Source organism: Methylobacterium oryzihabitans (assembly GCF_004004555.2).
GTDB classification, from domain to species: Bacteria; Pseudomonadota; Alphaproteobacteria; order Rhizobiales; family Beijerinckiaceae; genus Methylobacterium; species Methylobacterium oryzihabitans.
This window is the reverse complement of sequence record NZ_SACP01000003.1, coordinates 105115-126557: the sequence shown is the minus strand read 5'-3', so window position 1 is coordinate 126557 and position 21443 is coordinate 105115. Positions and strand designations below refer to the sequence as shown.

General features: G+C 71.0%; 17 protein-coding genes and 1 pseudogene. 10 read left to right on the top strand and 8 right to left on the bottom strand.

Annotated features, from left to right (window positions below):
- Positions 1-38: 38 nt before the first annotated feature.
- The 5 genes from EOE48_RS04530 to wrbA all read right to left on the bottom strand — a co-directional run bounded on the left by EOE48_RS04530 (position 39) and on the right by wrbA (position 4720).
- Entirely contained in the window at positions 39-542 is a 504-nt protein-coding gene (locus EOE48_RS04530) for a PRC-barrel domain-containing protein (protein WP_127727596.1), read from the bottom strand.
- A gap of 110 nt (positions 543-652) precedes the next feature.
- Positions 653-1717: an Hsp33 family molecular chaperone gene (locus EOE48_RS04525; RefSeq protein ID WP_127727595.1), complete on the bottom strand. Its 1065-nt coding sequence runs from the start codon at positions 1715-1717 to the stop codon at positions 653-655.
- A gap of 130 nt (positions 1718-1847) precedes the next feature.
- The gene (argF, locus tag EOE48_RS04520; RefSeq protein WP_127727594.1) at positions 1848-2792 is read right to left on the bottom strand and encodes an ornithine carbamoyltransferase; all 945 of its coding nucleotides are present in this window, start codon (positions 2790-2792) and stop codon (positions 1848-1850) included.
- On the bottom strand, positions 2792-3985 hold the full coding sequence (locus EOE48_RS04515) for an aspartate aminotransferase family protein (RefSeq protein WP_127727593.1): 1194 nt from the start codon (positions 3983-3985) through the stop codon (positions 2792-2794). The genes argF and EOE48_RS04515 overlap by 1 nt, the downstream gene beginning before the upstream one ends.
- A 135-nt stretch (positions 3986-4120) precedes the next feature.
- Positions 4121-4720 carry an NAD(P)H:quinone oxidoreductase gene (wrbA, locus tag EOE48_RS04510; RefSeq protein ID WP_127727592.1) on the bottom strand — a complete coding sequence of 200 codons (600 nt, stop codon included), beginning with the start codon at positions 4718-4720 and terminating at the stop codon, positions 4121-4123.
- Between the two features lie 115 nt (positions 4721-4835).
- On the opposite strand from wrbA, the gene EOE48_RS04505 reads away from it, so the two are divergent.
- The 6 genes and pseudogenes from EOE48_RS04505 to EOE48_RS04480 all read left to right on the top strand — a co-directional run.
- Complete coding sequence (locus EOE48_RS04505; RefSeq protein WP_127727591.1) at positions 4836-5756, top strand: LysR family transcriptional regulator; 921 nt, start codon at positions 4836-4838, stop codon at positions 5754-5756.
- 140 nt (positions 5757-5896) lie between these two features.
- Positions 5897-6157 (top strand): DUF6489 family protein, encoded by a 261-nt coding sequence (locus EOE48_RS04500; protein WP_127727590.1) that lies wholly within the window; start codon positions 5897-5899, stop codon positions 6155-6157.
- A 221-nt stretch (positions 6158-6378) separates the two neighbouring features.
- Positions 6379-9036: a pyruvate dehydrogenase (acetyl-transferring), homodimeric type gene (gene aceE / locus EOE48_RS04495; protein ID WP_127727589.1), complete on the top strand. Its 2658-nt coding sequence runs from the start codon at positions 6379-6381 to the stop codon at positions 9034-9036.
- Between the two features lie 168 nt (positions 9037-9204).
- Positions 9205-10500 (top strand): dihydrolipoyllysine-residue acetyltransferase, encoded by a 1296-nt coding sequence (aceF, locus tag EOE48_RS04490; protein ID WP_127727588.1) that lies wholly within the window; start codon positions 9205-9207, stop codon positions 10498-10500.
- Positions 10501-10528: 28 nt separating this feature from the next.
- Positions 10529-12370: a dihydrolipoyl dehydrogenase gene (gene lpdA, locus EOE48_RS04485; protein WP_127727587.1), complete on the top strand. Its 1842-nt coding sequence runs from the start codon at positions 10529-10531 to the stop codon at positions 12368-12370.
- 463 nt (positions 12371-12833) lie between these two features.
- A pseudogene (locus tag EOE48_RS04480) lies at positions 12834-15095 on the top strand (NADP-dependent malic enzyme); the annotation flags it as partial.
- Positions 15096-15131: 36 nt separating this feature from the next.
- Here EOE48_RS04480 and EOE48_RS04475 read toward each other — a convergent pair.
- Entirely contained in the window at positions 15132-15578 is a 447-nt protein-coding gene (locus tag EOE48_RS04475) for a Ros/MucR family transcriptional regulator (protein WP_127727754.1), read from the bottom strand.
- Between the two features lie 431 nt (positions 15579-16009).
- Complete coding sequence (locus EOE48_RS04470; protein ID WP_127727586.1) at positions 16010-16975, bottom strand: cation diffusion facilitator family transporter; 966 nt, start codon at positions 16973-16975, stop codon at positions 16010-16012.
- A 166-nt stretch (positions 16976-17141) separates the two neighbouring features.
- Between EOE48_RS04470 and EOE48_RS04465 the strand changes: the two genes are divergently transcribed.
- The 4 genes from EOE48_RS04465 (at position 17142) to EOE48_RS04450 (ending at position 20600) form a co-directional block, all read left to right on the top strand.
- Positions 17142-17417, top strand: coding sequence for a hypothetical protein (locus EOE48_RS04465; RefSeq protein ID WP_127727585.1), 276 nt, complete (start codon positions 17142-17144; stop codon positions 17415-17417).
- A gap of 140 nt (positions 17418-17557) precedes the next feature.
- The gene (locus tag EOE48_RS04460; RefSeq protein ID WP_127727584.1) at positions 17558-18841 is read left to right on the top strand and encodes an O-acetylhomoserine aminocarboxypropyltransferase; all 1284 of its coding nucleotides are present in this window, start codon (positions 17558-17560) and stop codon (positions 18839-18841) included.
- Positions 18842-18876: 35 nt separating this feature from the next.
- Entirely contained in the window at positions 18877-19287 is a 411-nt protein-coding gene (locus EOE48_RS04455) for a response regulator (protein ID WP_127727583.1), read from the top strand.
- A 17-nt stretch (positions 19288-19304) separates the two neighbouring features.
- Positions 19305-20600: an O-acetylhomoserine aminocarboxypropyltransferase/cysteine synthase family protein gene (locus tag EOE48_RS04450; protein WP_127727582.1), complete on the top strand. Its 1296-nt coding sequence runs from the start codon at positions 19305-19307 to the stop codon at positions 20598-20600.
- Positions 20601-20604: 4 nt separating this feature from the next.
- Here EOE48_RS04450 and EOE48_RS04445 read toward each other — a convergent pair whose 3' ends face one another.
- Positions 20605-21357 (bottom strand): RNA methyltransferase, encoded by a 753-nt coding sequence (locus EOE48_RS04445; protein WP_127727581.1) that lies wholly within the window; start codon positions 21355-21357, stop codon positions 20605-20607.
- Between the last annotated feature and the right edge of the window lie 86 nt (positions 21358-21443).

The window sequence follows — 21443 nt, the reverse complement described above, 5'->3', positions numbered from 1 at the left end:
GGCCAGTCTAAGCGGTCGGCGCTCCGGCGCCAGGGCGTCTACTTCGTGGCGGGCGCCGGGTTCGTGCTGCCGGTCGCCGGGCTCGGATCGGGCTTGGGCGCCGCGGCGTCCTTCTTGGCGTCCTGCTGCGACAGGTAGACGTATTCCGGCGCGGCGCGGAGCTGGTCCTTGTCGGTGTCGATCGTCGCCTTGAGAGTGCGGTCGTCGACCCGGGTGACGGTCAGCGCGTTGCGGGCGACCGAGACGTACTTGGTGCCGATGCCGAGGAAGCCGCCGACGCCGACGACGTAGGACTTCACCGTCAGGTCGGGGCCGAACACCACGTCGGTGACCGAGCCGATGGTCTCGTTGCCCTTGTTCTGGATCGTCAGGCCGATCAGCTTCGAGGCGACGATGTCGCTCGGCTCCTGGGCGACGAAGGTCGGGCGCAGGCTGTTGTCGAGGGTGGCCGGCGCCGCCGGCTGGGCGTCCGCCGGCTGGGCGGCGGCGATGCCGGACGACGCGACCAGCAGGATCGCGGCGGCGAGGAAGGGGCGGGACATCGACGGCTCCGGGTAGTGCGGGGGCAGGCTCAAGGCCCGGGCGAGCGCCCAAGCTCGCGCGGGCGCCTAGGAAGGCGCCGCTGCGGCAGAAAGTTCCCGTCCCGCCCGGCTTATCCCCGCTCGGAGGCGGCCTCGGCGGCGATCTCCGCCTCGACCTCGGCCGGGTCGAGGTCGTAGTGGCGCGAGCAGAACTCGCAGGTGATGCCGATGCGACCGTCGTCGCCGACCATGTCGCGACGTTCCTCGTCGGAGAACCGGCGGATCATCCCCATCACCCGCTCGCGCGAGCAGCGGCAGGCCTCGTGGACCGGCTGGCCGTCGAACACCCGCACCCCGCGCTCGTGGAACAGGCGGTAGAGCAGCCGCTCGCTCGACACCGCCGGATCGACGAGTTCGTGGTCCTCGATCGTCGCGACGAGGGACTTGGCCTCGACCCAGGCGTCGTCCTCCGGCACGCCGCCCTCGCCGAGGCGCTCATGGCCCTCCGGGACGTCGCCGGGGGGCAGGTCGGCCTGCCGCGCCCGGTCGGGGGATTGCGGCAGGAACTGCATCAGCAGCCCGCCGGCCCGCCACGCCCGCGTGCCGTCCTCGACCTGCTCGGCGACCGCGAGGCGGACCCGGGTCGGGATCTGCTCGGACTGGCGGAAATACTGGTGCGCCGCCTCCTCGAAGCCCTGGCCGTCGAGGGCGACGACGCCCTGGTAGCGGCTCTGCGACGAGCCCTGGTCGATGGTCATGGCGAGGTGGCCGCGGCCGAGGAGGTCGGCGGCGCCGGGGCGGGTCCCGAGGGCGGCGAGGCGCTCGGCGTCGAAGCGGGCGGTGGCGCGGACCCGGTCGGGCGCCTCGTAATCGACCACCACCATGTCGACCGGACCGTCGGTCTTGGTCTGGAGCTGGAACCGGCCCTCGAACTTCAGCGACGAGCCGAGCAGGGCGGTCAGGGCCGCGGCCTCGGCGAGTGCCCGCGCCACCGGCTCGGGATAGCCGTGCCGGCGCAGGATGGTGTCGACCGAGGAGCCGAGGCGCACCACCCGGCCGCGCACGTCGAGGGGCTCGACCGCGAAGGGCAGGATCACGTCGTCCCGGCCCTCGGGGGCGAAGTCCCCGCGGGCAGGGTCGGTGGACGGGGAGGCAGCAGAAGTCGTGGCGTGGGACGTCTTAGCGTGGGAAGTCATGGCGTGTCCGCGGACGGGCGTGCCCGGTCGGGGCGCGCGGGGAAATCCTCGAAGGTCTCCCCTATATGGGTCCGCAGCCCGCTTTCGCGAAGCGGTCCCGCCCGGACGCGATCGCCGGGCGGGACGATCCTCACGCCTGCACGGCGCCGAGGCACCAGGCGAGGATGCCCTTCTGGGCGTGGAGGCGGTTCTCGGCCTCGTCGAACACCACCGATTGCGGGCCGTCGATCACCTCGGCGGTGACCTCCTCGCCGCGATGGGCCGGCAGGCAGTGCATGAACACCGCGTCCTTGGCGGCGGCCGCCATCAGCTTGGCGTTGACCTGATAGGGCTGGAGCAGGTTGTGGCGGTGGGCCTCGTCCTCGTCGCCCATCGAGACCCAGCAATCGGTGACGACGGCGTCGGCCCCGGCCACCGCCTCGAACGGGTCGCTCGTGACCTCGACCGCCGCGCCCTCCCGGCGGGCCCAGGCGACGAGGTCGTCGGGCACGGCGAGTTCCGGCGGGGTCGCGACGGTGAGGCGGAAGTCGAACCGCGCCGCCGCGTGGGCCCAGGAGGCCAGCACGTTGTTGGCGTCGCCCGACCACGCCACGGTCCGTCCCCTGATCGGGCCGCGATGCTCCTCGAAGGTGAGGATGTCGGCCATGATCTGGCAGGGATGCGACTGCTTGGTCAGGCCGTTGATGACCGGGACCTCGGCGTGCTCGGCCAGTTCCAGCATCATGCCGTGGTCGAGGATGCGGATCATGATCGCGTCGACGTAGCGCGACAGCACCCGGGCGGTGTCGGCGACGGTCTCGCCGCGGCCGAGCTGCATCTCCTTGCCGGTCAGCATCAGGGTCTCGCCGCCGAGTTCCCGCATCGCGACGTCGAACGAGACGCGGGTGCGGGTCGAGGGCCGGTCGAACACCATCGCCAGGAACTTGCCGGCGAGCGGCCGCTCGGCCGCAAGCTCGCCCTTGCGGCGCTGGCGCTTGATGTCGGCGCAGGCGTCGAGGACGGTGCGCAATTGCGCCGGCGAGAAGTCGGCGAGGTCGAGGAAGTGCCGCGTCGCGGTCTTGAGCGGGGCGTTCATCACTCGGCGGCTCCCCGCATCCGGGCGGTCATGGCGGTGCAGGCCGCCTCCAGCTTGTCGAGGGCGGCGTCCACCTCCGCCTCGCCGATGACGAGCGGCGGCAGCAGGCGCACGACGTTGTCGCCGGCCGGGATCACGATGAGGTGCTCGTCCCGGGCGGCGGCGGCGAAGTCGGTGTTCGGCACGCCGAGGCGCAGGCCCATCATCAGGCCCTCGCCGCGCACCTCCTCGATCACGCCCGGGAACCGGTCCTGGAGCGAGGCGAGGCGCTGCTTGAGCCGGAGCGCGATCTGCCGGACGTGGTCGAGGAAGCCCGGCGCCAGCACGACGTCGAGCACCGCGTTGCCGACCGCCATGGCGAGGGGGTTGCCGCCGAAGGTGGTGCCGTGGGCGCCCACCGTCATGCCGCGGGCGGCCTCGGCGGTGGCGAGGCAGACGCCGAGCGGGAAGCCGCCGCCGATGCCCTTGGCCGCCGACAGGATGTCGGGGGCGATGCCCGACCACTCGTAGGCGAAGAGCTTGCCGGTGCGCCCGACGCCGCTCTGGACCTCGTCGAGGATCAGCAGCAGGCCGTGCTCGTCGCAGAGCGCGCGCAGGGTGCGCAGCCATTCGGGCGGGATCACCCGCACGCCGCCCTCGCCCTGGATCGGCTCGATCATCAGCGCGGCGGTCTCGGGGGTGATCGCGGCCTTGAGCGCGTCGAGGTCGCCGTAGGGCACCTGATCGAAGCCGTCGACCTTCGGGCCGAAGCCCTCGATGTACTTCTGCTGGCCGCCGGCCGCGATGGTGGCCAGCGTGCGGCCGTGGAAGGCGCCCTGGAAGGTGATGATCCGGAACCGTTCCGGGTGGCCGCCGGCGGCGTGGTACTTGCGCGCCATCTTGATCGCGGCCTCGTTCGCCTCGGCGCCCGAATTGGCGAAGAAGGCGACGTCCGCGAAGGTGGCGTCGACGAGGCGCTGGCCGAACCGCTCGCCCTCCGGGATCTCGAACAGGTTCGAGACGTGCCAGACCTTCTGCGCCTGCTCGGTCAGGGCGGCGACGAGGTGCGGGTGGGCGTGGCCGAGGCCGTTGACCGCGATGCCGGCCCCGAAGTCGAGGTATCGCGAGCCGTCTCGGGCGACGAGCCACGCGCCCTCCCCCCGCTCAAACGAGACCTTGGCCCGGGCATAAGTCGGCAAAAGGGCAGACGTCACGATCGTCTCCGTCGCGGTCGACCAAACAGAGTCGGCCAAAATGAAAGCGCCGCCCGAAAAGGGGCGGCACGCGCGCGGATACTATGGAACGAGCCCGGATTGTCAACGATTCGTCGCCAATGGCGGGCCGTCGCGTCAGCCGGCGAGCTTGGCCGCGACCCCGGCGACGTGGCGGCCGAGGAAGCGGGCCCCGTCGAGTTCCGTCTCGCTCGGCTGGCGGGAGCCGTCCCCGCCCGCGATCGTGGTGGCACCGTAGGGCGCGCCGCCCGCGACTTCGTCGATCCGCAACTGGCCCTGGAACGCATAGGGCAGCCCGACCACCACCATGCCGAAATGCAGGAGGTTGGTGATGATCGAGAACAGGGTCGTCTCCTGGCCGCCGTGCTGCGAGGCGGTGGAGGTGAAGGCGGCGCCGACCTTGCCGGTGAGGGCGCCCTTCGCCCACAGCCCGCCGGTGCGGTCGAGGAAGGCCGCCATCTGCGACGACATCCGGCCGTAGCGGGTGCCGGTGCCGACGATGATCGCGTCGTAATCCGGCAGTTCCTCGACGGTGGCGACCGGTGCGGGCTGGTCGAGCTTGTAGTGGCTGGCGCGGGCGACCTCCTCGGGCACCGTCTCGGGCACGCGCTTGACCGCGACCTCGGCGCCCGCCGAGCGGGCGCCCTCGGCGATGGCGCCGGCCATGGTCTCGACGTGGCCGTAGCTGGAATAATAGAGGACGAGGATCTTCGGCACGGTGTCGGCTCCCTGCGGCCCCGACGGGGGCGGTGATCGGTGCGGGCAAGTTAGGGCTTGCCTTCCCCCGCGAGAACCGAAACGACCGAAACGCATCGTTTCCGGATCCGCACCCATGGCGCTGCCCGATCTCGAGGCCTGGGCGATCTTCGCCCGCGTGGCCGACCTGTCGTCGTTCTCCCGCGCCGCCGAGGAGCTCGGCCTGTCGAAGGCCACCGTGTCGAAGGCGGTGACCCGGCTGGAGGCGCGGCTCGGCACCGGCCTGTTCCATCGCACCTCGCGCCGCCTCGCCCTGACCGAGGCCGGCCGCTCCGCCCTCGGCGCCGCGCGGCGGATCCTCAGCGAGGGCGAGGCGGCGGAGGCCGACGCCCTGGCGCAGGCGGCGACGCCGCGCGGCCTCGTGCGCCTCGCCGCCCCGATGTCGTTCGGCCTGCGCCACCTCGCGCCGCTGCTGCCGGACTTCCTGGCCGAGCATCCGGAGGTCTCGGTCGACCTGCACCTCAGCGACGCGGTGATCGACCTCGTCGGCGACGGGTTCGATCTCGGCCTGCGCATCGCGGCGCTGGAGGATTCGAGCCTGCGGGTGCGCCGCCTGTGCGCGGTCGGGCGCTCGGTCGTCGCGGCGCCGGCCTATCTCGACCGGCGCGGCCGGCCGCGCCACCCGCACGACCTCGCCGGGCACGACTGCCTCGGCTACGCCTACCTGCCCAATCCCGACCGCTGGCACTTCATCCACCACGACGGCACCCAGGCGACCGTGGCGCCGGCCGGGCGGCTGCGGGCCAACAACGCCGACGCCCTCGGGCCGGCCCTGCGCGCCGGGCTCGGCCTCGCGATCCAGCCGGACTTCCTGGTCTGGGACCACCTCGCCGCCGGCCGACTCGAACGGGTCCTCGACGGCTGGTCGCCGCCGCCGATCGCCCTCAACCTCGTGACCCCGCCGGGCCACCGGCGGCCGGCACGGGTGACCGCGCTGATCGCCTTCCTGGAGCGGCACCTGCGCGACGCGCCCTGGGCGCGGCCGGAGGCCGCCTGACCACCGGCTTTTGCCGCACCGCAGCTTTACAAACCCGCCGAAATGTCTCTGGTTTGGCGCCGGTCCGGGGCCCCGTCGCGGCCCCGCAGGGTGTAGGCGGCGGGGAGCGCCGCAGCCCGGGCCCGGGAAGGACAGAGTCGATGAAGTTCCGCGTCGAGGTCGACTGCACCCCGCTCGAAGCCCGCCAGTTCGTGGGCCTGCCGAACGTGGAGCCGATGCAGGCGGCGGTCATGGCGGAGGTCGAGCGGCGGATGCTGGCCGACATGGAGCGGTTCTCGCCGGACGCGATCCTGCGGAGCTGGTTCACCCTGGTCCCGCAGAACGCCGAGCAGATGCAGGGCCTGTTCCTGAAGATGTTCCAGCAGGGTTTCGGCGGCGGGGCGGGGCCGAAGCCGGAATGATCCGGCGCGGGCGGCGGGCGGGCTTCGCGCCGTCCGGCGCCGTGCGGATTTCCGGACGCCTGCGGACGAATATTCTGGACTTCCGCGCCCATATCCCCCCTACCAAAGTCTAACGCGCTGAAGTATCGAGTGGTTTCCGCTGCGAGAGCCCTGGCACGAAGGATGCTGTCAGGGGCGGCAACGGCCGGAGCGCCGGCCACGAGCACACGAGGGAGGATAGGATGGAACGCAGCCGCGATCTCGACCCGGTCGAGACCCAGGAATGGCTCGATTCGCTCGACGGGGTGCTGGAGGTCGAGGGCCCCGAGCGGGCGCACTTCCTCATCGAGCAGGTGATCGAGGGCGCCCGCAAGAAGGGCGCGCCGGTTCCGTACTCGGCGAACACCGCCTACGTGAACACGATTCCGGTCGACAAGCAGGACCCGCATCCGGGCGACCGCGCGATCGAGCACCGGATCCGCTCGGCGATCCGCTGGAACGCCATCGCGATCATCCTGCGCAACAACAAGGATTCCTCGGAACTGGGCGGCCATATCGCCAGCTTCCAGTCGGCCGCGACGCTCTACGACACCGGCTTCATGCATTTCTGGCACGGGGCGAACGGTGAGCACGGCGGCGACCTGATCTACGTCCAGGGCCATTCCTCGCCCGGCGTCTACGCCCGCGCCTATCTCGAAGGCCGGCTGACCGAGGAGCAGTTGCTCAAGTTCCGCCAGGAAGTCGGCGGCAAGGGCCTGTCGTCCTATCCCCATCCCTGGCTGATGCCGGACTTCTGGCAGTTCCCGACCGTCTCGATGGGCCTCGGGCCCCTGATGGCGATCTACCAGGCGCGCTACCTGCGCTACCTGCACCACCGCGGGCTCGCCAAGACCGACGGCCGCAAGGTGTGGGCGTTCATGGGCGACGGCGAGATGGACGAGCCCGAGTCCCTCGGCGCGATCTCGCTCGCGGCGCGGGAAAAACTCGACAACCTCGTCTTCGTCATCAACTGCAACCTGCAGCGCCTCGACGGCCCGGTGCGCGGCAACGGCAAGATCGTCCAGGAGCTGGAGGCGAACTTCCGCGGCGCCGGCTGGAACGTCATCAAGGTGCTGTGGGGCTCGGGCTGGGACGAGCTCCTGTCGCGCGACACCACCGGCATGCTGGCGCGCCTGATGGAGGAGTGCGTCGACGGCGAGTACCAGGACTTCAAGTCGAAGAACGGCGCCTACATCCGCGAGCACTTCTTCGGGAAGTACCCGGAGACCGCCGCCCTGGTGAAGGACTGGAGCGACGACGACATCTGGCGGCTCACCCGCGGCGGCCACGATCCGCGCAAGGTCTTCGCCGCCTACAGCGCGGCGGTGAAGCACAAGGGCCAGCCTACCCTCATCCTCGCCAAGACCGTCAAGGGCTACGGCATGGGCGAGGCGGGCGAGGCCCAGAACATCACCCATCAGCAGAAGAAGATGGGCGAGGCGGTGCTCAAGCAGTTCCGCGACCGCTTCCAGATCGACCTGTCGGACGAGCAGATCGGCGAGATCCCGTTCATCCGCTTCCCCGAGGGCAGCCCCGAGCACCGCTACCTGATCGCGCGGCGCGAGGCGCTCGGCGGTCCGCTGCCGGCCCGGCGCGCGAAGTCGCAGAGCCTGGAGATCCCGCCGCTCTCGGCCTTCGCCGCCCAGCTCAAGGAGACCGCCGGCCGCGAGATCTCCACCACCATGGCGTTCGTGCGGGTGCTGAACACGCTGCTGCGCGACAAGAACATCGGCAACCGCATCGTGCCGATCGTGCCCGACGAGAGCCGGACCTTCGGCATGGAAGGCATGTTCCGGCAGTTCGGCATCTTCAGCCAGGTCGGCCAGCTCTACCGGCCGGAAGACGCCAACCAGCTGATGTACTACCGCGAGGACGAGAAGGGCCAGATGCTCCAGGAGGGCATCAACGAGGCCGGGGCGATGTCGTCCTGGATCGCGGCCGCGACCTCGTACTCGCATTCCGACGCGCCGACGATCCCGTTCTACATCTACTACTCGATGTTCGGGTTCCAGCGCATCGGCGACCTCGCCTGGGCGGCGGGCGACATGCGGGCCCGCGGCTTCCTCATCGGCGGCACCGCCGGGCGCACCACGCTCAACGGCGAGGGGCTCCAGCACGAGGACGGCCACAGCCACCTGTTCTCGGCCACGATCCCGAACTGCGTCTCCTACGACCCGACCTTCTCCTACGAGGTGGCGGTGATCGTGCAGGACGGCCTGCGCCGGATGTACGCCGAGCAGGAGGACGTGTTCTACTACCTCACGGTGATGAACGAGAACTACGAGCATCCCGGCATGCCCGAAGGGGCCGAGGCCGGGATCCTCAAGGGCATGTACCTGTTCCGCGAGGGCAAGGCCGGCAAGAACGGCCGGGTGCAGCTCCTCGGCTCGGGCACCATCCTGCGCGAGGTCATCGCCGGGGCCGAGCTGCTGGAGCAGGATTTCGGCGTCGGCGCCGACATCTGGTCGTGCCCGAGCTTCACCGAACTGCGCCGCGAGGCGATGGGCGTGGAGCGCTGGAACCTGCTGCATCCGACCGAGACGCAGAAGGTGTCCTACGTCGAGACCTGCCTCACCGGCCGCGAGGGCCCGGTGATCGCCGCGACCGACTACATGCGGCTGTTCGCCGACCAGATCCGGCCCTTCGTGCCGGGCCGCTACAAGGTGCTCGGGACCGACGGCTTCGGCCGCTCCGACTACCGCGTCCGCCTGCGCGAGTTCTTCGAGGTCAACCGCTACTGGGTGGTGGTGGCGGCGCTCAAGAGCCTCGCCGAGGAGGGCACGGTGCCGGCCGCCAAGGTCGCCGAGGCGATCGCCAAGTACGGGCTCGACCCGGAGAAGCCGGCGCCCTGGACGGTCTGAGGCGCGGACGGGCCGATCACGGGGCCGCGGGGCGGCGGAACGCGGGAGGCAGCGTCTCCCGCCACCCTCCCCCGCGTGCCCGGATCCGGCGACCGGGCCGCCCCGCCGGGGTTGGCCCGTCTCGATTTTTTCTACAGATCAACGATTTCATCTTCGGGAGAGCGCGTAGTGTCGATCGAGGTCAAGGTCCCGGATATCGGTGACTTCAAGGACATCCCGATCATCGAGATCCTGGTGAAGGAGGGCGACACGATCGGGCCGGACGACCCGCTGGTGTCGCTCGAATCCGACAAGGCGACGATGGAGGTCCCCTCCCCGTCCGCCGGCGTCGTCGAGAAGGTGCTGGTCCAGATCGGCGACAAGGTGAGCGAGGGCAGCCCGCTGCTGCTGCTCAAGGGCGAGGGCGAGGCCAAGCCGCCGGCCGCCGCCTCCGCCGCCTCGGCTCCCGCCGCCGACACCGCCGCGCTGATGCCCAAGCAGGAGCCGGACCCGGCGGCGCCCACGCCCCCGGCCCCGACCCCGGCCGCGTCGAGCGTGCCCGACTTCTCGTCGGTCCATGCCAGCCCGGCGGTGCGCCGCCTCGCCCGCGAACTCGGCATCGACCTCAACGCCGTCAAGGGCACCGGCGAGAAGGGCCGGATCACCAAGGAGGACGTGAAGGGTCACCTGACCCGCTCGGCCGCCCCGGCGCCGGCCGCCGGCACCGCCGTGATGGCCTCGGGCGGGATGGGCATTCCGGAGATCCCGGCGGTCGACTTCTCGAAGTTCGGCCCGGTCGAGACCCGGCCGCTGGCGCGGATCAAGAAGATCTCCGGCCCGCACCTGCACCGGTCCTGGCTCAACGTGCCGCTCGTCACCCACACCGACGAGTCGGACATCACCGACACCGACGCCTACCGCAAGGAACTCGACACCGCCGGCAAGGACAAGGGCTACCGCGTCACCCTGCTGGCCTTCCTCATCAAGGCCGCGGTCTCGGCCCTGCGCCAGCATCCGGAGTTCAACTCCTCGCTGAGCCCCGAGAAGGACGCGCTGATCCTCAAGAAGTTCTACAACATCGGCGTCGCCGTCGACACGCCGGACGGCCTCGTCGTCCCGGTGGTCAAGGACGCCGACCGCAAGGGCATCGTCGAGATCAGCCAGGAACTCGGCGCGCTGTCGAAGAAGGCCCGCGACGGCAAGCTGTCGGGCGGCGACATGCAGGGCGCCACCTTCACGATCTCGTCGCTCGGCGGCATCGGCGGCACCCACTTCACGCCGCTCGTCAACGCCCCCGAGGTCGCGATCCTCGGCGTCGTGCGCTCGAAGATGGCGCCGGTCTGGAACGGCCAGGAGTTCAAGCCGCGGATGATGCTGCCGCTCTGCGTCTCCTACGACCACCGCGTCATCGACGGCGCGCTCGCCGCGCGCTTCACCCGCCACCTCGCCCACGTCCTGGAGGACGTCCGGCGCCTCGTCGTCTGAGGATTCCGGCATCCAGGGAGGTGAACCGATGAGCAACGAAGTCAAGCTGCCGGATATCGGCGACTTCAAGAACGTCCCGGTCATCGAGGTCCCGGTCAAGGCCGGCGACACGATCCAGGTCGACGACACCATCGTGGTGCTCGAATCCGACAAGGCGACGATGGACGTGCCCTCGCCCGTCTCCGGGCGGGTGGCCGAGGTGAGGATCAAGCCCGGCGACACCGTCACCCAGGGCGACCTGATCCTGGTGATGGAGGGCGTCGCCGAGGAAGGCGCGCCCAAGCCCGTCACCGCCGACAAGACCGGCAAGGCGGTGCAGGCGACGCCGGGCCTGAGCACCGGCGCGCACAAGCCCGGCGAGGGGCAGGCGGGCTACGGCTCGTCGGCTGCGGGCGCCACCCTCGACGGCAGCCCGACCAAGGCGGCCCCGGCCCCGAAGGCGCCGGTCGCCGGCGAGGACATGCGGGCGCAGGTCGTGGTGCTCGGCGCCGGGCCCGGCGGCTACACCGCCGCGTTCCGGGCCGCCGATCTCGGCCAACAGGTGATCCTGGTCGACCGCTGGGCGACGCTCGGCGGCGTCTGCCTCAACGTCGGCTGCATCCCGTCGAAGGCCCTGCTCCACGCCGCGAAGGTCATCGACGAGACGCACGCGATGGCCTCGCACGGGATCAGCTTCTCCGCGCCGCAGATCGACATCGACAAGCTGCGCGAGTGGAAGGAGGGCGTCGTCAAGCGCCTGACCGGCGGTCTCGCGGGGCTGGCCAAGCAGCGCAAGGTGACGGTGGTGCGCGGCACCGGCCGGTTCGTCAGCCCGCACCAGATCGAGGTCGAGGGCGAGGACGGCCGCAAGGTGATCGGGTTCGACCACGCGATCATCGCGGCGGGCTCCGAGCCGGTGCAGATGCCGTTCATCCCGCATTCCGACCCGCGGGTGATCGACTCGACCGGCGCCCTGGAACTCGACGGCGTGCCCGGGCGCCTGCTCGTGGTCGGCGGCGGCATCATCGGGCTCGAGATGGCGACGGTCTACCACGCCCTCGGCTCGAAGGTGACGATCGTGGAGCTGATGGACCAGATCATCCCCGGCGCCGACAAGGACCTCGTCACGCCGCTGATGAAGCGGATCCAGAAGCAGTACGAGGCGATCCACCTCAAGACCAAGGTCACGGCGGTCGAGGCCCTGCCCGAGGGGCTGAAGGTGACGTTCGAGGGCGGCTCGGCCCCGGCGACCGACACCTTCGACAAGATCCTGGTCTCGGTCGGCCGCCGTCCCAACGGCAAGCTGATCGGCGCGGACGCCGCCGGCGTCATCGTCGACGAGCGCGGCTTCGTGCCGGTCGACAAGCAGATGCGGACCAACGTGCCGCACATCTTCGCCATCGGCGACGTCGTCGGCCAGCCGATGCTGGCCCACAAGGCGGTGCACGAGGCGAAGGTGGCGGCCGAGGTCGCCGCCGGCCAGAAGAGCGTGTTCGACGCCCGCGTCATCCCGTCGGTGGCCTATACCGATCCGGAGGTGGCCTGGGTCGGCATGACCGAGAACGAGGCCAAGGGCCGCGGGCTCAAGGTCGGCAAGGGCGCGTTCCCGTGGGCGGCGAGCGGGCGCTCGCTGTCGCTCGGCCGCGACGAGGGCCTGACCAAGGTGCTGTTCGACGAGGAGACCGACCGCATCATCGGCTGCGGCATCGTCGGCCCCTCGGCCGGCGACCTGATCGCCGAGGCCGCGCTCGCCATCGAGATGGGGGCGGACGCGACCGATATCGGCCTCACCATCCACCCGCACCCGACCCTGTCGGAGACGGTGGGCATGGCGGCCGAGGCGTTCGAGGGCACGCTGACCGACCTGTACATTCCCAAGAAGAAGCACTGACCCGCGCGATGCGAACCCTCCCCCCCGCGGAACTCGGGCTTGCCCGAGTTCCGCACCCATGTGCCCAAGTCGGGCAAGCCCGACTTGGAATGGGGGAGGGTGTCCCACGGAGTGGGGCGGGAGAGGGGACGCCGCTTCCGGAAGGGTCGCGACCGATCTGACCGGCGCCACATCCTGAGCCGGCGCGCTCCCCTCTCCCGGCTCGCTCCGCTCGCCACCCTCCCCCACAGAGGGGGGAGGGTCAGGTGCTCGCAAGTCGAGCGTCTGAGTTGCACGTGACGCGTTCAGACACGACCGCCCCACATCCAGTCCAGGCTGCGCTCACGGTAAGAGACCGGCCGACATCCCGCGGATCAACGGCGATCCGCCCGCGTAAATCCGGTTCATCCGACCCGACGACGGCGAACGGCGCTTCGCGGCCCCGCCCCGGCGGCCCCATCCTCTTGCCCCGAAGGAACACACCATGGACGAGCAACTCGAAAAGGCCGCCCTCGACTACCACCGTTTCCCGACGCCCGGGAAGATCACGGTGCTGCCGACCAAGGACATGAGCACCCAGCGCGACCTCGCCCTCGCCTACTCGCCCGGCGTCGCCGCCGCCTGCCTCGCCATCGAGAAGGACCCGCTGCAGGCCTCCGAATTGACGTCCCGCGGCAACCTCGTGGCGGTGATCTCCAACGGCACCGCGGTGCTCGGGCTGGGCAACATCGGCGCGCTCGCCGGCAAGCCGGTGATGGAGGGCAAGGGCTGCCTGTTCCGCAAGTTCGCCGGCATCGACGTGTTCGACATCGAGATCGACGAGACCGACCCCGACAAGCTGGTCGAGATCATCGCCAGCCTCGAGCCGACCTTCGGCGGCATCAACCTCGAGGACATCAAGGCCCCCGAGTGCTTCGAGATCGAGACCCGTCTGCGCGAGCGGATGAAGATCCCGGTCTTCCACGACGACCAGCACGGCACCGCGATCATCGCGGCGGCGGCCGTCCTCAACGGCCTCGAAGTGGTCGGCAAGAGGATCGAGGACGTGCGCCTCGTCTGCTCGGGCGCGGGCGCCGCGGCCATCGCCTGCCTCAACCTGCTGGTGGGCTTAGGCCTGCGCAAGGAGAACGTCCTCGTCACCGACAGCCGCGGCGTCATCTACGAGGGCCGCAACAGCCTCGACGAGCAGAAGCGGCAATATGCCCGCAAGACCGAGGCGCGCACGCTCGCCGACGCGGTGCCGGGCAGCGACATCTTCCTCGGCCTGTCGGCCGCCGGCGCCCTCACCCAGGACATGGTCAAGGGCATGGCCGAGAACCCGCTGATCCTGGCGCTCGCCAATCCCGAGCCGGAGATCCGGCCGGAGGCGGCCAAGGCGGTGCGGCCCGATGCGATCATCGCCACCGGGCGCTCGGACTACCCGAACCAGGTCAACAACGTCCTGTGCTTCCCGTTCATCTTCCGCGGCGCCCTCGACGTCGGCGCGACGACGATCAACGAGGAGATGAAGCTCGCCTCGGTGCGCGCCATCGCCGAACTCGCCCGCGCCGAGCAGTCCGACGTGGTGAGCGCGGCCTACGGCACCCATGACCTGCGCTTCGGCCCCGACTACCTGATCCCGCGTCCGTTCGACCCGCGGCTCATCACCAAGATCGCCCCGGCGGTGGCGCTGGCGGCGATGGCGACCGGCGTGGCGACACGGCCGATCGCCGACATCGACGGCTACCGGCGCTCGCTGGAGCGGCTGGTCTACACCTCCGGCACGGTGATGCAGCCGGTCTTCGCCGCGGCGGCCGAGCCCGGCCTGAAGCGGGTCGCCTACGCCGAGGGCGAGGACGACCGCATCCTGCGCGCCGCTCAGGTCGTGGTCGACGAGGGGCTGGCCCGTCCGGTGCTCATCGGCCGCGCCGAGGTGATCGGCGAGAAGATGCGGACGCTCGGCCTGCGCATCCGGGTCGGCGACGACGTCGACGTGCTCGGGCTCGACGACGACGCCCTCGCGGGCGAGGTCGCCGACGGCTATTACGGCCTGCGCAAGCGCGACGGCCTGTCGCGGGAAGTCGCCTGGGCGGAGGCGCGCCGCAACCCGACGCTGTTCGGCGCGATGCTGCTGCGCACCGGCTGCGTCGACGGCCTGCTCTGCGGCGGCTACGGCTCCTACCACAGCCACCTGCGCCCGGTGCGCGAGGTGATCGGCACCGCGGCCGGCGTCGCGGGGCTGGCGGCGATGAGCCTGCTGCAACTGCCCCGCCACACCCTGTTCATCTGCGATCCCTACATCCACCTCGACCCGACCGCCGACGAGATCGCCGGGATGACCCTGCTCGCCGCGGCCGAGATGCGCCGCTTCGGCCAGACCCCGCGGGCGGCCCTGGTGTCGCATTCGAGCTTCGGCACGGCGCGCAACGCCTCGGCAGCGAAGATGCGGCGGGCGCTGGCGCTCATCACCGAGCGCGATCCGGAGTTGGAGGTCGAGGGCGAGATGCAGGCGGACGCGGCGCTGAGCCGGCCGCTGATGGAGCGGGTGTTTCCGGAGTCGCGGCTGACCGGGGAGGCCAACCTCCTCATCATGCCGAACCTGGACGCCGCCAACATCACCCTCAACGCCCTGAAGGTGGTGGCGGGCCAGGGCATCAGCGTCGGGCCGATCCTGCTCGGCGCCGCCCAGCCGGTCCACATCCTGACCCACACCACGACCGTGCGCGGCATCGTCAACATGACGGCGGTGACGGCGGTGGGGGCCCTTCCTGTCCTCGAAATCCTGTGGCGGCGTGCCGGCGCCTCAGGCGCCCTTGCCGGCACCGCGGCTCTTGCGCTGCTGCCCGAGGCCGATGCTCTTGGCGAGTTCGGAGCGCTGGGCGGCGTAGCTCGCCGCGACCATCGGGTAGTCGTGCGGCAGGCCCCACTTCTGGCGGTACTGGTCGGGGGTGAGGCCGCGACCGGCAAGGTGGCGCTTGAGCGACTTGTACGGCTTGCCGTCCTCGAGGCTGATGATGTGGTCCGGCGTCACCGTCTTGCGGATCGGGACCGGCGGCGTCAGCTTCTCGGGCTCGGGCTCGGCCGGCGTCACCAGACCGCGCAGCGCCCCGTGGACGGCGCTCAGCAATCCAGGCAGTTCAGTCACCGGCACCGAATTCTTCGAGACGTAGGCCGACACGATGTCCGCGGTCAGGCCGACGAAATCCTCGCTCTCCACTGTGTCCCGTTCCTGGCTTTCCACGTCCGTCATCATCAGGGTCCTGCCTGTCGAGTGTTGGGGGCTGCATAACCCGGCTCCGATGCCGTCTGGATCGTCACCGGCATGATCGGCATCGCCTTCGCGCGGTTTCCACGCGCTCCGGACGCGATGGGACCACGACCTGTTGTCTCGTCTGCGCTTGCCTTGCAAGGTGCCACAAGCAAGAAGCTACCAGCCGCACCGTAGTTTCTGTGGATCCCTGCTCGTGCACCCTGAGGCACCTATACCGCAGGTTGCATTTCCAGGGAAGGTGGCATGCCCAAATTGTAAGCTTTAAGTGCCCTGTTGCAGTGGATGACGGGGATGCACCGCGACCGGTCGAAGGGATACCGTAAAACGAGCCTCAGTCTAGCGACCTAAGCGATAGGGCCTACAACCCGGGAGCGAAGCCGGCACCGTTTTCGAGCCACCGGCAGGGCGGATCAGGCCGGCGTCGCGCGGGTGCGGGCGTGCTCCTCGCGGGCCTGGATCTCGATGAAGACGCGGGTCAGCCGGGCGTCGCGCTCGCGCACCTTCGCCTCCATCCGCGACACGAGGCGCTCGATCTCGCCGGCACTGATCCGGTCGTCGACGTCGAGGCTGAGGTTCACCAGCACGTCGTCGGGCCCGAGATGCTGGGTGAGGACCTCGTTGACGTGGCGGACCTCGGGCTCGGCCGCCGCGATCTCCCGGATCGCCGCGACGACGGAGGGCGCCGCCGCTTCCCCGACGAGGAGGCCGTGGGTCTCGATCATCAGGAACGCCGCCATGCCGATCAGGATGAGGCCGATGACGATCGAGGCCCAGCCGTCGAGGGCGGGCCGGTCCAGCACCTCGGCCAGGATCACGCCGGCCAGCGCCACCGAGAGGCCGAGGAGCGCGGCGACGTCCTCGATCAGCACGGTGAACAGGGCCGGGTCCTTGCTGCGGCGGATCGCGGTGATCGGCGGGGCGTGGCCCTTCTCGCTCCAGAACGCCCGCAGCGCCACGACGCAGGAATAGCCTTCGGCCGCCACCGCGAAGCCGAGGATCGCGAGGTTGACCCAGAAGCCCGGGATGGCGCGGCCGAGGATCACCGCGTCGGCCGCCGGCTCGGGATGGCCGATCTTGTGGATGCCCTCGTAGATCGCGAAGGCGCCGCCGCCGAGGAAGATCAGCAGGGCGACCAGGAAGGCGTAGAAGTAGACCTCGCGGCCGTAGCCGAACGGGAACCGCGCGTCGGCCGGCCGCGACGCCCGCTTGAGCCCGACCAGCAGCAGGATCTGGTTGGCGGTGTCGACCACCGAGTGGACGCCCTCCGCGAGCATCGCGCTGCTGCCGGTGAACCAGCTTCCCACGAACTTCGCCGCCGCGATCGCGAGGTTCGCTCCCGCCGCCGTGTAGATCGCGCCGCTGCCGTGATGAGCCATGATCCGCCGCCTCTCGCCGGGACTTGTCGGGCCATGAGCGTGGCCGTGGCGCCCGCGCTCAACGCCGGGACGAGCGGAACAGTTCACGGCCGGATGCAGGATCCTTCGGGAAACGCGGCGGTTGATCTTCCGGCCGGCGCGCGCCGGCCGAGCAAGGAGCCGCCCGATGACCCGTTTCGCCATCCAAGCCCTCGCCGGCCTCGCCCTCGCGCTCCTGGTGCCGGCCGCCGCCTCGGCCCAGGGCATCCCCGGCGGGGTGCAGCGCGGCGCGGCGGAGGGCAACCGCGTCGGCGGCCCGGTCGGCGGCATCGTCGGCGGTGCCGTGGGGGGCGCGGTCGGCGGGGTCAACGGCGTGCTCGGGCGCGATCCGGGGCCGGGGGCCTACCGCACCAAGCTGCGCTCGCGCGACCGCGGGCACCGGCGCCACCGCGACCACCGCTGAGTCGCGCGCGACAGGTTCCCGCCGGATCGTCTTGACCCTCCGGCCGGGCGGGTCCTAAGCAGGCCCGTGGCGACGGCCACGGGCGTCGGTCGAGGACCCGGGCGCCCCGTCCCGAGCGCCCCGCCCACAGGAGCCGCCCCATGACCGACCGCCTGCCCGGCTTCAACACCCTCGCGATCCATGCCGGCGCCGCCCCCGACGCCGCCACCGGCGCGCGGGCGACCCCGATCTACCAGACGACCTCGTTCGTGTTCGACGACGTCGACCACGCCGCGTCGCTGTTCGGGCTCCAGGCGTTCGGCAACATCTACACCCGCATCACCAACCCGACCAACGCGGTGCTGGAGGAGCGCATCGCCGCCCTCGAGGGCGGCACCGCCGCGGTGGCGGTGGCGTCCGGTCACGCCGCCGAGTTCCTGGTGATGCACGCGCTGATGCAGCCGGGCGACGAGTTCATCGCCGCCAACAAGCTCTACGGCGGCTCGATCAACCAGTTCAACCACTCCTACAAGAACTTCGGCTGGTCGGTGGTGTGGGCCGACACCGACGACCCGGCCTCGTTCGAGGCGGCGATCACCCCGCGCACCAAGGCGATCTTCATCGAGTCGATCGCCAATCCGGGCGGCGTCATCACCGACATCGCGGCGATCGCTCAGGTGGCCAAGCGCCACAACATCCCGCTCGTGGTCGACAACACCATGGCGACGCCGTACCTGATCCGGCCGTTCGAGCACGGCGCCGACATCGTGGTCCACTCGGCCACCAAGTTCCTCGGCGGCCACGGCAACTCGATCGCCGGCCTCATCGTCGACGGCGGCTCGTTCAACTGGGCCGGCGACGCGCGCTACCCGATGCTGTCGCAGCCGCGGCCGGAATATGCCGGCATGGTGCTGTCCGAGACTTTCGGGAATTTCGGCTTCGCGATCGCCGTGCGGGTGCTCGGCCTGCGCGACCTCGGCCCGGCCCTGTCGCCGTTCAACGCCTTCCTCATCATCAACGGCATCGAGACCCTGCCGCTGCGCATGCAGCGCCACTCCGACAACGCCAAGCTGGTGGCCGAGCATCTGAGCCGCCACCCGGCGGTGGCCTGGGTGAGCTATCCCGGCCTCGAGGGCGACCGCTACCACGCCCTGCACAAGCGCTACTGCCCGCACGGCGCCGGCGCGGTCTTCACCTTCGGCCTCAAGGGCGGCTACGAGGCCGGCGTGGCCCTGGTGTCGAACCTCAAGCTGTTCTCGCACCTCGCCAACATCGGCGACACCCGCTCGCTGGTGATCCACCCGGCCTCGACCACCCACCGCCAGCTCACCGACGAGCAGAAGACCCGCGCCGGCGCCGGCCCCGAGGTGGTGCGGCTGTCGATCGGCATCGAGGACCCGGCCGACCTGATCGCCGACCTCGACCAGGCGCTTCAGCCGGCCTGAACCTTGTCCGCTTCCCTCTCCTTCCCCGAGACTCGATGACGCGTGACGCGGACGATCCCGCCGGCCTCCGGGCCGGCGACCCGCCGGTGGTGCTGCTGGTGGAGGACGACAGCTTCCAGATGATGGCGGCCTCCGACACCCTGGCGGAGGCGGGCTTCACGGTGCTGGAGGCCCCGCACGCCGACGAGGCGCTGGCGGTGCTGGAGGCCCGGGCCGACATCGAGGTGCTGATGACCGACGTCGACATGCCGCTCGGCTCGATCAACGGCTTCGCCCTGGCGCGGCTGGTGGCCCGGCGCTGGCCGTGGATTCCGGTCCTCGTCGTGTCGGGCATGGGCAGCCCGGGGCCGCGCGACCTGCCGACGGGTGCCCGCTTCATCCCCAAGCCCTATCACCCCTCCGCCCTGGTCGAGACGCTGCACGAGACCGTGCGCCGCGCCGCCTGACTGCCCTGGACTTCGCCATGCCCCCCTTCGATCCCTCCGCCCTCGGCTTCGCCACCCGGGCGGTCCATGCCGGCACCGGGCCGGACGCGGCCACCGGCGCGCGGGCGCAGCCGATCTACTTCACCAACGGCTTCGTGTTCGAGTCGAACGAGCAGGCCGCCGACATCTTCGCCATGCGGGCGACCGGCTTCTCGTATTCCCGCGGCTCGAACCCGACCGTCGCCGCCCTGGAGCGGCGGGTCGCCTCGCTGGAGGGCGCCAAGGCCGCCGTCGCGGTGTCGTCGGGCCAGTCGGCCGTGCTGCTGGTGATGCTGACCCTGATGCAGTCCGGCGACGCCTACGTCGCCTCGTCGCGGCTGTTCGGCGGCTCGCTCGGGCTGATGCGCCGCCTGGAGACCCGCTACGACCTGACGCCGCACTTCACCCGCGGCCTGACGCCGGAGGATTTCGAGGCCGCCATCACCCCGAAGACCCGGGCGATCGTCTGCGAGTCGATCGTCAACCCGTGCGGCGCGGTGACCGACCTCGCCGGCATCGCGGCGGTGGCGCGGCGCCACGGCCTGCCGCTCGTCGTCGACAACACCCTGGCCTCGCCGGCGCTGATCCGGCCGATCGAGCACGGCGCCGACATCGTGGTCCACTCGACCTCGAAGTTCCTGTCGGGCTCCGGCACGGTGATCGGCGGCATCATCTGCGATGCCGGCCGCTTCGACTGGAAGGGCTCGGGCCGCTACAACCTCATCAACGAGCCGTGGCCGGACTACGACGGCCTCGTGGTCTCGGAGAAGTTCCCCGAGACGAGCTTCGCCACCGCCTGCCGGCTGTTCGGCCTGCGCGACCTCGGCCCCGGCCTGTCGCCGATGAACGCCTTCCTGACCCTCACCGGCACCGAGACGCTGCCGCTGCGGATGGAGCGGCACTGTTCCAACGCCCGCGCGGTCGCCGGCTTCCTGCGCGACCACCCGAAGGTGGCCTGGGTCAGCTACCCGTCCCTGCCCGGCCAGCCCGGCGAGGAGACGGCCAACCGCTACGTGCCGAACGGCGCCGGCGCGATCTTCACCGTCGCGCTCAAGGGCGGCCAGCAGGCGGCGCTCGACTTCATCACCGGCCTCGACCTGATCTCCCACCTCGTCAACATCGGCGAGATCAAGTCGCTGGCGATCCATCCCGCGACCACGACCCACCGCCAGCTCCGCGACGAGGAGCGGGCGGCGGCCTTCGTCGGCCCGGAGACGGTGCGGCTGTCGATCGGGCTGGAATCGGTCGAGGACCTGATCGCCGATGTCGCGCAGTCGCTGGCGAAGCTGCCCTGACCGCTCAGGACTCCTCCGGTCGCCGCGCCAGCGCCCGCAGGGCGCCGCGCAGGCTGCGCACGTCCTGCTCGGTCATCTGCATGCGGTGGAACATGTCGCGCATGTTGCGCACCATGCCGCCGCGCTTCTCGGGCGGGTAGTAGCCGGCCGCGTCGAGGGCGCCTTCCAGGCTCTCGAACAGGCTCAGCACCGCCTCGCGCGCCGCCGGGGGCGAGCGCATCCCGCCGTCGAACGGCAGCACCGCGAGGCCGGCGGCCCGGCGCCACTCGTAGGCGAGCAGCAGCACGCTCTGCGCGAGGTTGAGTGAGGAATAGTCGGGAGCGACCGGGAAGGTCACGATCGCGTCGGCGAGCGACACCTCGTCGTTCGACAGCCCGACCCGCTCGCGCCCGAACAGGATCCCGACCCGCTCGCCCGCGCCGCCGCGCGCCGCCACCTCGCGCATCGCGTCCTCGGGCGCGAAGACCCGCTTCATCTGCCCGCGCTCGCGCGCCGTGGTGGCGAGGAGGTAGTGCAGGTCGGCGACCGCCTCCCCGACGGTGGCGTGGATGCGGGCCCCGTCGAGGACGTGGGTGGCGCCCGAGGCGGTCTCGCGCACGCCCTTCTTCGGCCAGCCGCCCTTCGGCGCGACGAGGCGCAGCTCGGACAAGCCGAAATTCGCCATCGCCCGGGCGGTCATGCCGATGTTCTCGGCGAGCTGCGGCTCGACCAGGATGACGATGGGGCGGGGGAGGAGGGGAACGGACTCGGTCGTCATGGTGGCGTCGATGGCGGGGATGCGGGATCGCGTCTCTGTACGGAGGAGCGGCCGGGGAAACCAGCCGGGGAAACCGGCCCGGGGAA

Excerpts from the sequence above, each read along its gene's own strand:
- EOE48_RS04445 (WP_127727581.1), bottom strand. The coding sequence starts at position 21,357 with ATGACGACCGAGTCCGTTCCCCTCCTCCCCCGCCCCATCGTCATCCTG.
- EOE48_RS04455 (WP_127727583.1), top strand. The coding sequence starts at position 18,877 with ATGACGCGTGACGCGGACGATCCCGCCGGCCTCCGGGCCGGCGACCCG.
- EOE48_RS04500 (WP_127727590.1), top strand. The coding sequence starts at position 5,897 with ATGAAGTTCCGCGTCGAGGTCGACTGCACCCCGCTCGAAGCCCGCCAG.
- EOE48_RS04450 (WP_127727582.1), top strand. The coding sequence starts at position 19,305 with ATGCCCCCCTTCGATCCCTCCGCCCTCGGCTTCGCCACCCGGGCGGTC.
- EOE48_RS04470 (WP_127727586.1), bottom strand. The coding sequence starts at position 16,975 with ATGGCTCATCACGGCAGCGGCGCGATCTACACGGCGGCGGGAGCGAAC.
- EOE48_RS04460 (WP_127727584.1), top strand. The coding sequence starts at position 17,558 with ATGACCGACCGCCTGCCCGGCTTCAACACCCTCGCGATCCATGCCGGC.
- EOE48_RS04505 (WP_127727591.1), top strand. The coding sequence starts at position 4,836 with ATGGCGCTGCCCGATCTCGAGGCCTGGGCGATCTTCGCCCGCGTGGCC.
- EOE48_RS04475 (WP_127727754.1), bottom strand. The coding sequence starts at position 15,578 with ATGACGGACGTGGAAAGCCAGGAACGGGACACAGTGGAGAGCGAGGAT.
- aceE (WP_127727589.1), top strand. The coding sequence starts at position 6,379 with ATGGAACGCAGCCGCGATCTCGACCCGGTCGAGACCCAGGAATGGCTC.
- EOE48_RS04530 (WP_127727596.1), bottom strand. The coding sequence starts at position 542 with ATGTCCCGCCCCTTCCTCGCCGCCGCGATCCTGCTGGTCGCGTCGTCC.
- EOE48_RS04525 (WP_127727595.1), bottom strand. The coding sequence starts at position 1,717 with ATGACTTCCCACGCTAAGACGTCCCACGCCACGACTTCTGCTGCCTCC.
- lpdA (WP_127727587.1), top strand. The coding sequence starts at position 10,529 with ATGAGCAACGAAGTCAAGCTGCCGGATATCGGCGACTTCAAGAACGTC.
- argF (WP_127727594.1), bottom strand. The coding sequence starts at position 2,792 with ATGAACGCCCCGCTCAAGACCGCGACGCGGCACTTCCTCGACCTCGCC.
- EOE48_RS04465 (WP_127727585.1), top strand. The coding sequence starts at position 17,142 with ATGACCCGTTTCGCCATCCAAGCCCTCGCCGGCCTCGCCCTCGCGCTC.